General features: G+C 45.6%; 14 protein-coding genes and 1 pseudogene. 2 read left to right on the top strand and 13 right to left on the bottom strand.

Translation table 11 applies throughout. The features are described 5' to 3' along the window. Window positions 1-39: 39 nt before the first annotated feature. Both AC0IYG_RS21965 and AC0IYG_RS21960 read right to left on the bottom strand, forming a co-directional pair. A pseudogene (locus AC0IYG_RS21965) lies at window positions 40-860 on the bottom strand (aldo/keto reductase). 175 nt (window positions 861-1035) lie between these two features. Continuing rightward, window positions 1036-2646 carry a carboxylesterase/lipase family protein gene (locus AC0IYG_RS21960; RefSeq protein ID WP_471713221.1) on the bottom strand — a complete coding sequence of 537 codons (1611 nt, stop codon included), beginning with the start codon at window positions 2644-2646 and terminating at the stop codon, window positions 1036-1038. Between the two features lie 166 nt (window positions 2647-2812). On the opposite strand from AC0IYG_RS21960, the gene AC0IYG_RS21955 reads away from it, so the two are divergent. Further along, entirely contained in the window at window positions 2813-3718 is a 906-nt protein-coding gene (locus tag AC0IYG_RS21955; RefSeq protein ID WP_471713220.1) for a helix-turn-helix domain-containing protein, read from the top strand. Between the two features lie 16 nt (window positions 3719-3734). Beyond that, on the top strand, window positions 3735-4082 hold the full coding sequence (locus AC0IYG_RS21950) for a cupin domain-containing protein (protein ID WP_471713219.1): 348 nt from the start codon (window positions 3735-3737) through the stop codon (window positions 4080-4082). A gap of 201 nt (window positions 4083-4283) precedes the next feature. On the opposite strand, the gene AC0IYG_RS21945 is transcribed toward AC0IYG_RS21950, so the two are convergent. The 11 genes from AC0IYG_RS21945 to AC0IYG_RS21895 form a co-directional block, all read right to left on the bottom strand. Beyond that, window positions 4284-4877, bottom strand: coding sequence for a hypothetical protein (locus tag AC0IYG_RS21945; protein ID WP_471713218.1), 594 nt, complete (start codon window positions 4875-4877; stop codon window positions 4284-4286). After that, the gene (locus AC0IYG_RS21940; protein WP_471713217.1) at window positions 4874-5809 is read right to left on the bottom strand and encodes a relaxase/mobilization nuclease domain-containing protein; all 936 of its coding nucleotides are present in this window, start codon (window positions 5807-5809) and stop codon (window positions 4874-4876) included. The genes AC0IYG_RS21945 and AC0IYG_RS21940 overlap by 4 nt, the downstream gene beginning before the upstream one ends. After that, window positions 5799-6176 (bottom strand): MobC family plasmid mobilization relaxosome protein, encoded by a 378-nt coding sequence (locus tag AC0IYG_RS21935; protein ID WP_166444661.1) that lies wholly within the window; start codon window positions 6174-6176, stop codon window positions 5799-5801. The genes AC0IYG_RS21940 and AC0IYG_RS21935 overlap by 11 nt, the downstream gene beginning before the upstream one ends. Window positions 6177-6300: 124 nt before the next feature. Beyond that, entirely contained in the window at window positions 6301-7230 is a 930-nt protein-coding gene (locus AC0IYG_RS21930) for a toprim domain-containing protein (RefSeq protein ID WP_471713216.1), read from the bottom strand. Window positions 7231-7496: 266 nt separating this feature from the next. Next, window positions 7497-8603 (bottom strand): primase-helicase family protein, encoded by a 1107-nt coding sequence (locus tag AC0IYG_RS21925; RefSeq protein WP_471713214.1) that lies wholly within the window; start codon window positions 8601-8603, stop codon window positions 7497-7499. Window positions 8604-8739: 136 nt separating this feature from the next. After that, window positions 8740-9069, bottom strand: coding sequence for a helix-turn-helix domain-containing protein (locus AC0IYG_RS21920; RefSeq protein ID WP_439585197.1), 330 nt, complete (start codon window positions 9067-9069; stop codon window positions 8740-8742). A 118-nt stretch (window positions 9070-9187) separates the two neighbouring features. After that, window positions 9188-10201, bottom strand: a complete 1014-nt coding sequence (locus AC0IYG_RS21915) for a hypothetical protein (protein ID WP_471713213.1) — start codon at window positions 10199-10201, stop codon at window positions 9188-9190. Window positions 10202-10203: 2 nt separating this feature from the next. Beyond that, the gene (locus tag AC0IYG_RS21910; RefSeq protein WP_471713212.1) at window positions 10204-11457 is read right to left on the bottom strand and encodes a tyrosine-type recombinase/integrase; all 1254 of its coding nucleotides are present in this window, start codon (window positions 11455-11457) and stop codon (window positions 10204-10206) included. 247 nt (window positions 11458-11704) lie between these two features. After that, window positions 11705-12037 (bottom strand): VOC family protein, encoded by a 333-nt coding sequence (locus AC0IYG_RS21905; protein WP_471713211.1) that lies wholly within the window; start codon window positions 12035-12037, stop codon window positions 11705-11707. A gap of 271 nt (window positions 12038-12308) precedes the next feature. After that, complete coding sequence (locus tag AC0IYG_RS21900; protein WP_471713209.1) at window positions 12309-13781, bottom strand: serine hydrolase domain-containing protein; 1473 nt, start codon at window positions 13779-13781, stop codon at window positions 12309-12311. A gap of 166 nt (window positions 13782-13947) precedes the next feature. Then, window positions 13948-14826, bottom strand: coding sequence for a helix-turn-helix domain-containing protein (locus tag AC0IYG_RS21895; RefSeq protein WP_471713208.1), 879 nt, complete (start codon window positions 14824-14826; stop codon window positions 13948-13950). Window positions 14827-14992 lie beyond the last annotated feature (166 nt).

The raw sequence follows: 14992 nt of genomic DNA, 5'->3' as shown, positions 1-14992 counted from the left end.
ATTTAGAGGTTAAATATTACTTTCTCTGCCTCTTATAGGCTATTTGTCGTCGAGCTTTCTTTCACCTAGCCATTTGACCATATTGGGATCGCGGTGATCAAAGAAGCTGCTGGCATTGGTATCCAGAGATTTGATCGCCTCCATATCTTGCGCGCTCAGCTGGAAATCAAAAATGTTCAGGTTCTCTGCCATTCTTTCTTTGCGGACTGATTTGGGAATTGCAATTACACCACGCTGCGTGAGCCAACGGACGACTACCTGCGCGATTGTTTTGTTATATTTTTGACCAATCGAGGCTAAGAGCTCATTTTGAAACAAGCCGTTTTTACCTTCTGCAAATGGCCCCCAGGACTGGATCTGCACGTTGTTTTCTTCCAGGAATAGCTGTGTCTGGATCTGCTGGTGAAAAGGGTGCGTTTCAATCTGGTTGACTGCCGGCACTATTTCGTTATGGATGATCAGGTCAATGAGCCTGTCAGGTTGGAAGTTACTTACACCAATTGCCCTGATTTTACCCTCCTTATATAGTTCCTGCATTGCCCGCCACGCTCCATACACATCGCCGAATGGCTGGTGGATCAAATACAAGTCCAAGTAGTCCAGCTGTAACTTTTTCAGCGATACTTCAAATGCCTTTTTGGTATCCTGGTATCCGTTGGATTGTATCCAAAGCTTTGTAGTGATAAAGAGCTCTTCCCTGCCAGGCCACTTTTCTTTATTGCATTCCCTACGGCTTCTTCGTTCTGGTAGGCCGCTGCCGTATCGATCAGGCGGTAACCTGTATCGATCGCGTCCAATACACTTCTCTCACATTCTGCCAGGTCCGGCACTTGGAAAACCCCGAACCCCAGAATTGGCATTTCTACGCCGTTATTTAATTTTACTGTTTCCATAGTGGTCTTTGTTTTGATGATGCAAAGTTCCGCCTTTCCAGGGGCATGTTTGGTATATAGATTCCCGTTTTCTCTACCAATATTCCCGGTAGAAGATTGGGTCAGACCCTGTCAGGAAAGCTATGCGAGAACCGCTTTTAGTCTATTTCTCCGCAGCCTTCTGCATCACATCCAGCCGTGCTTTTTTAGGGTCGGGCCCGCCCATAGCCGAGCCGTCAGAGCGGAACTCAATGATTTCGTTTTTCCCCGGATCATAAACCGGCCACTTTGGTAAGCCCTTACCATTCGGGTCTGATGTCTTGGCAAAATTGGCCCAATACGTGTTCATCATCGTAGCAACCTGTTTGTCTGTTGGTGCAATTGTAGCTCCGTTGCGCTCCATCAGATTGTCAAAAACATAAGCGATTTCGGAAGCATGCGATGCACCAAAACGCATCCGCTGTTGCATAGCAGCTGCAACATAGGAGAAAAGATAAACGTAGGCTTTGTCACCTTTGGCTGTGACCGCACTTGCAGTAAAACGGGCTGGCTCTGCCCAAACTTTATCGGTGTTGACCATCGAAAGCATTTGAGCGAAGTCTGTTTTACCATCCGGATCATAGGCAGCAGTCATTTCCTTACGTACAGGTTCAAACTGCGCCAGCAATTCGTCCTTTGACTTTGCATTCACAAAGCCAGCCGGTACTTCTGCACTATTCGAACCAATGATGATTGGAACACGGATCTGCCTGCCTGCCTTATATGTCTGCTCGAATGTCTCTACAACCAATTTGCCGTCCAGGATCGGCCCGGCGTAAATCAGCGCCCCGCCCTGGCCATTGCTTTCTTGTCCATTATCGATAATATCTTCCACAGAAAGTGAGCGCAGTTTGTCCAAGGCTGCTGCATCCTTACCCTGGATACCATGTTTAGCAGCAAAGTTTACACCTATTGTCTCGGCTGAAACAGGATAATATTTGTCGGCATTTTCTTTACTGATCGGCCTGCTTGATAAAACACCGTCACGGCCGCCGCCCGACTCGATAATTGCCTTTTGAAAAAGGCCTTTCGCAGATGGAATCGTCAGCAGTGAATGCACTGAAACGCCACCAGCCGATTCTCCAAAAATCGTCACATTCTTTGGATCACCACCAAATGCGGCAATATTCTGCTGCACCCATTTAAGCGCCGCGATCTGATCCATATAGGCATAGCTCCCTTTTGGCTCGTTGGGATGCTCAGCGCCTAATGCAGGGAACGCAAAATGCGCGAGCCGGCCCAAGCGGTAATTGAAATTCACCAGAATGACGCCTTGTTTGACAAACTGAGTGCCGAAAGTTTCAGGATAGGAACTCCCACCGCCCACAAATCCGCCTCCGTAAATCCATACCATGACAGGTAGTTTGGCTCCCGGCTTGGCTGCACTAGGCTTCCATATATTTAGAAACAGACAATCCTCCGATGTGTTTTCCCGGATCTTACCCGCCTGGCGTGGCCAGCCAGCCTGGGCACAATCGGTGCAAAATTTAGTTGCATCCTTTACGCCCTGCCAAGCAGGATATGGCTGCGGGGCTCGCCATCGGAATTCTCCAATGGGTGCTGCCGCATAGGGGATTCCTTTAAAGACATCAGCGTCTGCTTCTGTGAGCCCCCGTAAAGTTCCAGCGCTTGTCTGGACCGTAGGACTGGCGCTGGCACCTGTATTGGTTGATGTTGGCTGGGCCTGCAAACCAAAACTTAAAATGAAAGTTAAACCTGTAAGTATGTTTCTCATTTTTTGGATATTTCCGCAGTTTAATTGGATTGTAAATTTCGGCTTTGCTTTGAGAGCAAATGGTATACAGATTCCCGATTTGTCTACCAATATTCCTGATTTGCCTTTCCAGGTTTTCAACCGGGTAATGAATTGGGTAACTTTGGGCATATAAAATTCTCAGATTATGGAAGACATCATTCGTTTCGAAACTGTAAATCAATACAATGCATTTAACCAGCAGGAAACACTGCACCCGCTGGTAACTGTGATTGATTTGTCAACCGCCAGTCCCAGAAAGAAGACCAGCCAATACATGGGCTGCTACGGGATTTTCTTAAAAGATGTCGTCTGTGGCGATCTTCGTTACGGGAAAGAATATTATGATTATCAGGAGGGCACGCTGGTCTTCATGTCTCCTGGACAGGTTTTCACTGTCGAAAATGACGGGGAGCTTTATCAACCCAAAGGCCACGCGCTCGTATTTCATCCCGATCTGCTTTTGGGAACTTCACTGAACGGGAAGATGCAGGAATTTTCGTTTTTTGGTTACCAGGTCAATGAAGCCCTGCATTTGTCCCAGCGTGAAAGGCAGATTGTGATGGATTGTTTTGGCAAGATCAAGTACGAGCTCGAACACGCCATTGACAAGCACAGCAGAAAACTCATTGCCGCTAACCTTGAATTGTTTCTGGATTATTGCACACGCTTTTACGACAGGCAGTTTCTTACGCGCGATAACATACACAGGGGAATCCTGGCAAAATTTGAAACCCTTTTAAGCAGCTATTTCAGCTCAGAGAAACCCCAGACCATTGGCTTGCCGTCTGTCTCGTATTGCGCCGAAGAGCTCAACCTGTCAGCAAAATACTTTGGTGACCTAATTAAGAAAGAAACCGGCCAGACTGCCCAGGAATACATACAAATGAAGGTGATTGAAGCCGCCAAGGAAAGGATATTTAGTAGCGACAAAACCGTTAACGAAATCGCCTTTGAATTGGGCTTTAAATATCCCCAGCATTTTAGCCGCCTGTTCAAACAGCGGATCGGGCAAACCCCAAATGAATACAGGATTTTAAGCAATCTCAATTAATCTAAAACCCCGCGAAATGCAGCCATCAAAAGGACTAATCCGTTTGCTGTTAGCGTTCCTGCTGACGCTTACGCCCATCTTTGTAAGCGCCCAGGTAAAAGATGCCGGGTCGCCAAGCACGTCGATTTTTCCAAAAGGACAGCTGGCCCCAGCTAGCAATTTCACTGGAAAAGCATGGGTTCACCCATTGATCCAAGCTGATAGTGCTTTCAATATTCCAGTGTCTTCTGTGACCTTTGAGCCAGGTGCCAGGACATACTGGCATTCACATGGAGGTGGCCAGGGAATTATCGCTATCGATGGTGTGGCTATTATCAGGAAAAAGGCAAGCCCATCAAAGTCCTTCGAAAAGGTGATGCAGTGAAATGCCCGCCCGAAACGCCGCATTGGCACGGCGCTTCTCCCGAAACCAGCTTTGTTCAAATGGCAGTGACACCTAATCATGCTAACGGAAGGGTCAAGTGGCTACAGCCGGTAACGGCTGCTGAATATTCTAATACAAAGTAATTTGAATTTGAAGCAAATAATGGCGCAGTTAAGCCTTCCCTCTGGATTAGAGTGAAAGTTAAAGTTTATGTTCACTTCTAAGTCTTTTTAGTTGTTTTTGCGCCTCCTCAGCCTCCTCTCGTCGCCTACTGAAAACTTCTTCTGCTTCCTTTACGGTTAGCTCATGTGCCTCACGCTTCTGCGTTTCAAGCTCTGCCCGGTCAGGGTCTTTGTAATAAATACTATCAACTCTCGCCGTAAGTGCCGGGCTGAGCTGCCTGGCAATCCGGAATTTGAGATCAGTTTCTTTCAGCCTGCTGCTTTCGTGGTAATTGCTGATGGCCACTGCAATGCTTATAGCTGTTGATAGCAACAGCACAGCTGCCGAGATTATAAAGCCTTTCGACCGAAGGTCGAAATGATGGTGGTGCCTGACTTCTGATGCCTTTGGGACGCTTACAACTGATTGCTTAATCTGGGAAAAGTAGGTCTCTAAATGCTGACTTGACTGATGGTGCTCTAAATCCCTTTTTAGTGCCATCAGCGTATCTGCAAGCGTCTTGTTTTGTGATTCACTGGCCGTTTGGATCAGGTTTTCCATAGATGCACTTTTCCTGATCACAAGCGAAAGCACTTCTTCAATGGATTCGAGTTGTTCTTCTATCTTTTTCATAAGCTTTGTCCTAAGTATTTTTTACGTTTCTTCTTTTTTGATGGGTTTGTACCCTGCTGGTCAAATTGCTGGACAGGTCGGAGCAAGTCATCCAGTATTCGATCGTCGGGGATCTGCTGTGAGAGGGTTGCGAGCCGGAATGTTTCTTGCAGCCGGTCGGGCAGATATTCCGGCTGAATTCGAAATGGCTGCGACATCGCCATTTCCTGGTTGTGCCGGATCAACGCATCTAGCCTGCCAAAGCTTAAACTCCGATCGATCTTTGATCCTTTGAATTGCAGATCGCCTTTGGCAAAGCTGACACCTTGGATCTCACTAGTGCCAGATTTATACTTGAAAATGGTCTCGATGCCTTGCCTTTCCAACCTGGCGCGCAGTTCATTCCAGCTTGCAGCGGTTGCGCTTGCTGATTTGATAGCATCATACAATTCATATCTGATTTTGTCTGCACCTTTAAGCTGCTGCCGGTTGACCTGCTGTTTTTCCTTACCCAAATGATATCCGTATCTGAGCGTGATCTCTTTGCAGGCCTTGTGGTTCCTATCTTTCTGAAACCAGTCTGAGATGGTCTTCCCTTCGTTATTCACCCGGTTGTAGATGATATGTAGATGCGGATGGTTTTTGTCCTGGTGCTCCACAAGAATAAACTGCGTGCTCATTATCTTCATCTTTTCCATGTACTCCAAAGCACGCTGCTTGATAATGTCAGGCGATAGTCTAGCGGCATCTTCCTTGCTCCAGCTCAGCGAGATATGCCCGACAGCTTTTGTCAAGTCCGGATTGACTTTCCTTTGCATGTTGAAATCCTGGATCATAGCTCGGACTTCACCTGTTCTTACACCTTCGGCCATTAACAGAGTGGCCTCCTGCTTTTCTATCACATACCGGACTACACCACCGAAATTGCTTCCAATCTTTACCTTACCGATCATCGATACTAAGCTGTTTTAAGGTCAGATCGATTTCTAAAAGTAGCTCCTTGCAACATTGCCTAATGAATGTCAAACCTTCCTTATGGGCAAGGTGCGTAAGCTGGTTCAGGTTGTTAGCCATACCGGTTAGTGTCCGCAGATGCCTGAGGTCATCGGGTTTGAGCCTGGCGATTACTTTTGCTTTCTTAGCAGCTTGTCTGAACCAGGCGCTTGGTTTCATGCCTGCATCCCTGGCTTTTTCTTCAATCAGAAAACGCTCCGTCTCGGTCAGCCTAACCATAAGCTGGCTCTGGCGCTTTACTTTTTTAGGTGGCCTGCCGCCTTTGGGATTGTAGGGCTTTGGGTCTTTGATTTCTGTCTTTTCCATCTCACATTCCATTATCTGTATTAACCCTTTTGCGACCAACGGGAGTAAAAGGCAAGTTTCCAGTCGCGCGGAAGCGGGACGGGTTTTTGCGAAGCGAAAACACAAACTTGCTCTCTGATGACTTTTACAAATGCAGCCCGCCAGACTTTTTGAAAGTCTGCTGCTTTTTGATCTGTTTTTCGTGCGATTTGCTTGACATTAAAAGCTCGTTGAGATCCTTGTGGTTTCGATAAATGCCCGAGGCGTCCACGCAGTTTAGTCCTGCATCCTGATATTTTTCAAATAGCTTTTTTCCCGCTTCGTCCCGGTCTGGATAGATGAAAACGGTCCGGTAATCTTTGAGAATTTCCAGGCTCCGGTCTGCCAGACTGACGGAATTGAGCACGAGAAAATCGCTTTGGACCGGCGTGTGTTTTCGCAGTGTTAAAAGAGAAAGGAAATCCATGAAGCCTTCCAATACACACATTGACTTGTGCCCGCTATTGATATGGGTAATGTCCTTTGGGGATGATGAGCCCTTGAAGTGCTGGCTTCTGAGCTCATAACCTCCTGAGCGGTTTTCGAAGCCGGCGGCATAGTAGCTCTTGTCTCCAACCTGGTAGTAAACCTCCTTGCAGTAAGGCCCGGCAATCGAAAGGTCAATGCCGCGCTTTTGCAAGTATTGGCTGATAGCAACGTTACTTCCCAAATCCTTTGTAGCAGTTATCTGGATCGCCGTTTGGATAGTTTCAGGGGTAACGCTACTCTGTATATGCGCAGCCCTTGCAGCGAACAGTTGCGGGTGAAACAAAAAATGTTCAGACCCAAGTTTTTGCAGCAATGCTTTTGTATCGCATTGGAAAAGCTGGCGGCCCAAGTCGATGATATCGCCTCCCTGGCCGCTGCCGTGGTCATAGTAAAGATTCAATTTTGCATTGACCTTGAATGATGGCGTCTTCTCGTCGCGTAAAGGCGAAAGGTACCAATAGTCCTGGCCGCGGACGTGTTGCGGATGGATGTTGCAGTTTTGCAGGAGTTCGACAATGGAAATCTCCCTGGCTTGTTCACAAGTCATAGTGATCGTTTTGATGTTGAATGAATACATCTCAAAAACCGCGGTTTCTACGGGGTTAATGCACCTTGTTTTTTGATGATCTGATGAAAATTGTATTTAAGCAATTGAAAACAAGTAGGTTATGGCTCATCAGGACTTCATCATTTTCATCAACTTTTTGTCCTTTCAACCGCAAACCTTCATCGTATTTTCATTTTGATGAAGCTCTGATGAACATTTGATGAATGATAGTGTATTCACAACCAGTTACTTATGTTCTATTTTCATCAAATCATCAGTTTATGAAGCTGGTCTTGGTCAATTTGATAGTAGCGCCCACGGTGCTGGCTTTCAAAGACACTGCTGTCGGAAAGCAGGGTGTACCTGGTATAGGCATTCGAATTAGGGCTCGGCTTTAAGCCCCACTCGGTCTGCAATACGCGCTTGATCTGTGTAGAATCTATACCGCGCATTCCGCGCGTGGCAAGCCAGTTCAATGCGTCAGCTGTGCAAAAACATAACTTCGAAAGATCTCGGGCATCCATCACGTATTGAAGTGCCTCTATTAATTCAAGTTCGACCCTGCTGCGGTTGCGTTTGATCAGCTTTTTGAGCGCAGGTGTTTGGATCTGTTTGACATCAAACCACATCCTGGACTGGTTGGTGCTCCAAAGCGGGCGATTGAGCAAGAAATCCAGAAATGCCGGGATCTCTGACTGCAACTCGGCGAGCAAGCGGATGTTTTCTTTTGCAAAAGGCTCGATTTTTCTGACCCAGTACCGGGTCTCACCTGGCTCGATGAAAACGAAACTGTCCTCATTATTGGAACAAAGCACGAACTTACCAAAGAACTCCACTTCGTTGCGGTCCTTGCCCTTTGCCTCGGACTTATATTTAAGCGCCGTACTCAGGTTTTTGATCCTTTCACTATCCTGCTTTCGTTCCAGAAACGTCTCGTCGATTGCAATGATCAATGCCGATACCCAGTCATCATTGAAGTTCGAGCTGAATTCTTCATTGGTGTTAACGGTCATATTCCGGCCGAAAATCGATTTAAGAAAATTAAGGAAGGTGGTTTTTCCCGTGCTCCGTTCCCTACTGACCAGACAAAGGATGGGCAGCTTCTGAAGGGGATTTTTCAAAAGCAACGTCAGATAGTCCAGCCCAAGTTCGTACTGGTCCCCAAAGATATGCCTCACGAATTCTTGACATGTTTTACATTTTCCTGCCTTAGCCTCATGCTCAAAGGGGTGGTATAGGTTATAGAACTTGCCGACAACCTGTTGGAAACCGAAATGATCGGGGAACAGGCAGAAACCGTGCAGCTTGGGGATCTCTGAAACGAAGTCCCTTCCATAATCGGCTTTGATGCATTCGACTGACCAAAGGGACAATTTACTTTCAAATGACCCATCCAGGTTTGGACGGTCAACGAGTTTGTAATAGCTGGTCCCAATCCGGACGTATCCGGGTCCTTGTTATTGCAGTAGCAATATCTTGTTCGTGTCTGGCTTTCATGACAAGGAGGGTTTATCGGTTTGACCGGAGCCATTCGATCAGCTCTTTGCGGAAGAAAATATTTCGGCTGCCACTTTTGTGAAAGGGGATCTTGCCTTGTGAGCAGTAGGCATAGACCGTCTGCTTTGATTTTTTCACCAGCAATGCGGCTTCCTCGATTTCCATGGGGTGTTCGGTATCGTCGGCTATCTTTCTAGTGATCACGCGCTCTACGACTGTCTCGATCAGCGGCTCGGATACATTGAGTAGTGCTTTCTCGACAAGTCTCTGGACAAGGCCGTCAAATGTCGTCTCTTCCTCCCGGTAGGTGCTTTTGGTAGTGTTTGATGGGTAAGTTTTCATTTTGGCAATTGTTAATAGTGATTGAAAAACAATTGCAAATAAAATTCGAAGAGGCTTCAAAGTGGGTCATCTGACATGACAAGAGACCCGACATTGATAAACAAAAGTAAAGAATGGATTAGTCGGGTAACCTGGAAGCATCTACCGAGGCGGTCACTTCATTGTAGAAAGCCCAGGCAACGTCGTTTCTGTCTTTGTTTTCAAGCTGGGTCATAAAGTCTGTGACTGCCAGGTCAGATAGGACGTTGCGCCCGAACCGGATTGAAAAGCTGGCGGTATAGATATCAACCCGTTCCAGTTGGGTGCAATCGAAGAACCGCTCGTTAATGACACCGAGGTGCTTTAAAATGTAGGGTAATGCAAGGATGTGGGTGAGTTTATGAAATGTGTTTTTCCTGGGGACGAAATGAGACGGGCTGTTTAAGATGCCGCGCTGGCAGAGCTGCCCTTTGAAGCCTTCTACGTCCAGGCCTTTCAGGTAACTGTACAGGTCGCCTGCAGGACTTTTAGTCGGCCGATATACGGGAGTAGCAGGGGCGGAAGTTGTCGCCGGGATGTTTTGGAGCTGGGCTGTATGTTGGGCAAGATCAATGGCCCGTTGCCAAAACCTAAGTCCCATTCGTGGGTACTTGCTATACCCATCAACAGGATAGAATTTGCTTTCAGCTGTGCGGAGCTTAACAAGATGTTCACTGACTTGCTTGGGATTAAGCTGATCCAGTATCAGCTGCCAGGATTCTATCCAATAATCAAATAGTGAGACATTGTTAAACGAAGCAGGCTGGCCGTAGATGACATAGTACAGGACTTCCCGTAATTCGGTCCTGTTAAAATCAGGGTCATCCTTTCCGAAAAAAGTAATTCCGGAAATGCGCTCGGAGAACACAGCAAGTTCGCTTTTCCTGGAAGCAATGAAACCGCCAACGATTTCTGACCGGAGATAAATTAATGCGGCCCATTCGACTAGCAGCTCGCCAAGTTGTTTAATAACGGCTTCCAGCTCGATGCCCCAATTTTGAAGGACTGTACATTCGCTTGTTGCAAACTCGGTAATGCTGGGATCATCGTCATTGAAAAACCGGAAAAACCCATTGTTTTCCAGTAGAGCCAATCTTTCCGGAACAATATCCATAGTTAAAAATTCAAAAGGCGGCTAGTGATTGTTTTTAGACGTTCGTCTTCAATACTTCCCACGTAACCCTCTGTGGTGGTGATACTTTTGTGGCCGGTCATCGATTTGATCTCCATCAGTGTACCACCTTCAGAGATCAGTTTAGTTACAAAGCTGTGACGCGCCACGTAGGTCGTTATCTCTTTTTCAATTTTAAGCTTCTCACCGATGCGCCGCATGTATTTGTTGATTTGCTTAACGAGCTGCTGCACAGCCCTTTTCACTTTTAATGAATCCATACTTTCGTCCAGCACGGGGAAAATATAATTTTCATCAATAGGTTCATTGCCCCATTCCTCTATAATCTGTTTCATTCTAGGCAACAAGTGCACTTCTATCAGCGTACTCTCGCGGTTGGTCCTTTTTGTTTTTTCACGCACAAAAACGACACGATCAGGCCTAAGATTGGCATATTTGAGCCTTGCCATATCGGTTGGGTTCATTCCGTTCCCCATGTACATGAAGAGCCAGTATGCCAGGTATCGTTGTTCGAACTGGTCAGGTTGATAGTTGATGATTTTACGCAGATCTTCATTAGACAAAGCGCGTTTAGAATTCTTCTTCGTGGGGATTACATAGCGGCGAGGGCCAAATGGATACTCCTCCATTTTTTGTTTGTCGCTATCGATCATAATATTGACCACAGCACGTAGGTTCCGCAAATAAAATCCCACCGTAGTCAGCGTGGCCCCATTGTCAACCATCCACTTCTCGTAGGCCCGCAGAAAACGGACATTGATGCTTCCCAAAGAAAGCTTCTTTTTTGCGTGAAACTTCTTAAAACTAGTGAGGGCATTTTCGTAGGTGATCGCCGTTCCTATTCTGTCTTCGGATTTCAATGAAGCGATCTTTTCTTCGATCGCTTCGAATACATCGTCCGAATCAGTAGAAGGCCGGTGAGCCGCCCGGTCCTCAAAAAGATCGAAGCTAAAAACCTTCATCTGGGCGATGATTTGATTGGCGTCATTGACGTGCTTATTCAGATCCTTACTGACTGCTAAAAGCTGCGCGTACTGCTTTGTCCCAATGTATTTTTTCGCCCGCAGAAGCTCACAATCACGCTGTCTTACAAAATCTTCCTCAGTCATGTCCTGACCTGTCGGGTAGTACTTGGATTCACGGCGGTACGTAATTCGAAGTTTTACCGGATACAATCCTTCTTTTTTTGCAAACCTTTTATCCAGGATGAGTGCCAATTTCGGGGCTGATGCTACCATACTGCAAGAATTTACCGTCAAAAATTTGCAAACAATTTGCAAACATTTTCAATAAATATAGGTAAACAGTAGTAAACTAAAAAATAAAAAACATTGAAATTAGCTCGTATGGGCACTTTTACTTGTAGGCATTTACTGCCATTTACCACTTTTCGCTGACTTGTAATCAGTAGGTCGTTGGTTCGATCCCGACTGGGGGCTCTTGAAAATGCGGTACGCCGCTCCGAAAGCACTTAGCATTAATTTGCTAGGTGCTTTTTGCTTTACTTGCAATGAAAGTTGCAATAGTTATTTGCAGGGGAGTTGGTGGGGAAGGGTAATCAGAATTGAAAATGTCCGGTTGGGCTCCTAATCCCTTCCAAATTCCCGGTGTCGCAAGTTCAACTAAATGTTTATTGATATCGTAGAAATAAAGGCTATATCCCTGATTGAAGGATATTTCACTCTCTACATTGATGTTGCGGCCTGTCAGACGTTCTTTCCAATAATCAATAGAATCACTATTAATTGAAAATGCTATGTGAACCGGTTCCTTTCCATCGTGGGTGGTATAAAGCCACCTCAGTGTATCTGGATACACTATCACACTTTATTACCTTCCTCAGAATTCATCATCCACTTGCTGGTCATCTGAGAATGTCGACACGTGCAGGATTTTTCCTGACTTCACTTGAAACAAATCCATTCCTCCCAGATCAAAAGTTTTCGACTCTTTCCTGGCTGTAACCAGACAGGAACTGCTACGAACCTGACACTTTCGCTCATCTCTCCGTTAGGTGATACAGTCATGTTCTCGGCTGTATCGCCCATGATGCCTGCGAACCTTTCAGCACATTCCTTAATACTTCTGATCAGATGAAAGCAGGAAGAATAGACTTCTCGATATCTTTCCAGGTCAGCGAGTGGCTGCCACTTACATCCGACGCGTTGTGATGCAATGTGAGGATCGTAAGATTTAAATCGGGGACGATGTACAACACCTGACCTCCGTAACCAGCAGCGTAGATTACAGGATACACTTTCTCTTTAACCCGGAATACGCCCCGCCACCATTGATAGCCATATCCCCAATCCGAACTTGACTCATTTTGTGGTAAGACAAACGCGGTCGATTCGGTGATCCAGGAAGTGGCCACGATTTGCTTATCATTCCACTTTCCTTTGTCCAAAACCAGCTGGCCGATTTTCAACATATCCCGGGGCCTGAGAAATAATCCACCTCCTGTATGGACTTGATTATTCATTGAAGTCCACGCAAAGTTCTCAATTCCCAAGCCTTTAAACAGCGATTGCTCTGCATATTTGTCCGCAGGCTTCTCAGTTACATTGAATAAAATACCACCCAGGAGGATCGAGAGGCCGCTGTTGTATTCGAATTTCTTACCCGGCTTATCCTTTTCATCCAAATTTTTATCCAGCACATACCGATACATATCCTTGCTCTGGTTCATTAATACGGCATCGTTTTTGGGATCAGTGTAAGGAATGTCCTCATGCCAATCCAGTCCGGTAGACATGGTTAACGCATTACGCAGCGTGGGTTGTGGGGATTTTGCTTTTATAGCGTTCTTGTAAGAAGGAAAAAAAGCTGTTAGTGGTGCATCCAGATTTTGTATAAGACCATCATCTTTTGCGATGCCAATCAGGAGCGACGTCACACTTTTTGTACAGGATTGCAAACTATGGATTCTGTCCCGTTCACCCAAATAAAAGTATTCGTCAAGTAACAATTTTCCATTCTGGGCGACAAGCACTGCATCCAGGCCATGATATTTACCCTTTAAAATGTTCTCAAAAAGATCGTGTAATACCTGGGAATTTATAGTTTGCGTATTCAATGCGCCCACTTTCCAGCCATCACTGGTTACAGGCGGAGCTTGATAGCTCCATTTTAGCAGTGCGCCATTATCCTGATCCATTCTTGCTGGTCGCTGTGACGTCCAACGATCTGTTTTTGTCAATGTCAGCGTTTCAGGTTTGCGATCGGGAATTTTGAGCAGCCCTTTAATCTCTGATTTACTGTTCGAAAGATTACCCGTAAATGTCGCTCCTTGCCCCAGATCCAGGAATATTTTTGAATTCGTTATTTTGATACCAGACAATGTTCCTTCCGCCATTGATTCCGGAATTTCGAATCGGCCGCTCCACGAATCAGAAAAAAAATCATGACGCAGCTCAACATCAAACGGACTTTTAAGATGTGGCACAGCCTCAAATTCAGTATGCCAGATTCCTACCAGTTTTTGCTCATCAGTAGAACAGGACAGCACATTGACGAAAAGTGCCAGACCTATGCAGTATCTTAATATCCTTCTCAGCATCATGAATTCCCAGACTTTGTAATTTGGTCGTAATATAGTATTTCCAACATTGATTTGAATGGTGCAAGTAGATCTGAGATCCGCGTAGACTTTCTTCCGGGCGCCATAAACCGCATCTTGATGTTCCTATGCACGAGTTGGCTGATGGCGGGCCGGTTTAATGATCCAACTAAATCGCACTATTATCGGACAATGTATTGAGTTTCAATTTCTGATGGCTGCGAGCATGTTTTTGAAATTCGTCAGGTGTCTGACCAGTTTGCTTTTTAAAGAACCGGCTGAAATACGGCCGGTCTGAAAACCCAAGTTCGTAAGCTATTTCCTTGATAGTTTGTTCACTGTGAATAATCATTCGTTTTGCTTCAAGAATAATCCTGTCATGGATCAGCTCCATACCGGTTTTATCCAGCTTGTCTTTGAGTATCTGATTCAGTCGCTTGGAGCTGATGCCCAGTTTCCCAGCGTAAAAATCGGTATTACGCACTTGCAAATAATTGCTTTCCAGCAGCATTAAGAACTCGTAAACGCGTTTTTGATGAATGTCATGACCGGTAAACTCCTGCTCTTTTACTTTGATCAGCTTCAATAGAAAAACTTTGAGTATCGCTTTTACAATCACCAGATCCTCAGCTGTTTTCTGATATTCATTGTTTAGTAGCTGAAAAACACTGCCCAGATCGGCTGCGGCTTCTTTGTCGAGCCTTAAACAGGAAAACTCGCCCTGAACGTTAAATATCTTAAAGATATCCAGCAAGAATTCTTTGTCATCTTCTTCCAGAACCTCTCTTTTAAACGAAAGTAACTCTCCATTTTTGCCTGCCTTATTGAGCTGGTGTACACGGTAGGGGGGAATCAGGTATATCCAATCGCCCTTGATCTCAAAATCATTGTTTTTGGTATCATGCAAAGGCTCTTCATTCTTTAACCAGACAATTTCAAAAAAGTCTTTCCTGCCAGGATCATTCAGATAGCTTGGCGGACAATCACGAAGATTCCGGATGTAAATCATTGCCCTTGCAAGCCGTGATTCTTTTATCGGTGCATTCATATTTAAGATAAATTGTCGGAAACCGCACGGTGGACGATCCGGAAATTATGGTGGACTATTCGGAAATGTAATTTTCTATTGCTCAAAAATATGAACTTTCACTGGTAAATGTTCCAGATTGTCCACCTTATCTGGATGATTGTCTAACCTGTACGAAACCCGGATC

It is taken from the genome of Dyadobacter sp. AC419 (assembly GCF_979253085.1).
Note: the sequence above shows the minus strand (reverse complement) of the source record. Positions and strands in the feature narration are given on the sequence as shown.

Excerpts from the sequence above, each read along its gene's own strand:
- AC0IYG_RS21950 (WP_471713219.1), top strand. The coding sequence starts at position 3,735 with ATGCAGCCATCAAAAGGACTAATCCGTTTGCTGTTAGCGTTCCTGCTG.
- AC0IYG_RS21915 (WP_471713213.1), bottom strand. The coding sequence starts at position 10,201 with ATGGATATTGTTCCGGAAAGATTGGCTCTACTGGAAAACAATGGGTTT.
- AC0IYG_RS21910 (WP_471713212.1), bottom strand. The coding sequence starts at position 11,457 with ATGGTAGCATCAGCCCCGAAATTGGCACTCATCCTGGATAAAAGGTTT.
- AC0IYG_RS21955 (WP_471713220.1), top strand. The coding sequence starts at position 2,813 with ATGGAAGACATCATTCGTTTCGAAACTGTAAATCAATACAATGCATTT.
- AC0IYG_RS21935 (WP_166444661.1), bottom strand. The coding sequence starts at position 6,176 with ATGGAAAAGACAGAAATCAAAGACCCAAAGCCCTACAATCCCAAAGGC.
- AC0IYG_RS21895 (WP_471713208.1), bottom strand. The coding sequence starts at position 14,826 with ATGAATGCACCGATAAAAGAATCACGGCTTGCAAGGGCAATGATTTAC.
- AC0IYG_RS21945 (WP_471713218.1), bottom strand. The coding sequence starts at position 4,877 with ATGAAAAAGATAGAAGAACAACTCGAATCCATTGAAGAAGTGCTTTCG.
- AC0IYG_RS21930 (WP_471713216.1), bottom strand. The coding sequence starts at position 7,230 with ATGACTTGTGAACAAGCCAGGGAGATTTCCATTGTCGAACTCCTGCAA.
- AC0IYG_RS21900 (WP_471713209.1), bottom strand. The coding sequence starts at position 13,781 with ATGATGCTGAGAAGGATATTAAGATACTGCATAGGTCTGGCACTTTTC.
- AC0IYG_RS21920 (WP_439585197.1), bottom strand. The coding sequence starts at position 9,069 with ATGAAAACTTACCCATCAAACACTACCAAAAGCACCTACCGGGAGGAA.
- AC0IYG_RS21960 (WP_471713221.1), bottom strand. The coding sequence starts at position 2,646 with ATGAGAAACATACTTACAGGTTTAACTTTCATTTTAAGTTTTGGTTTG.
- AC0IYG_RS21940 (WP_471713217.1), bottom strand. The coding sequence starts at position 5,809 with ATGATCGGTAAGGTAAAGATTGGAAGCAATTTCGGTGGTGTAGTCCGG.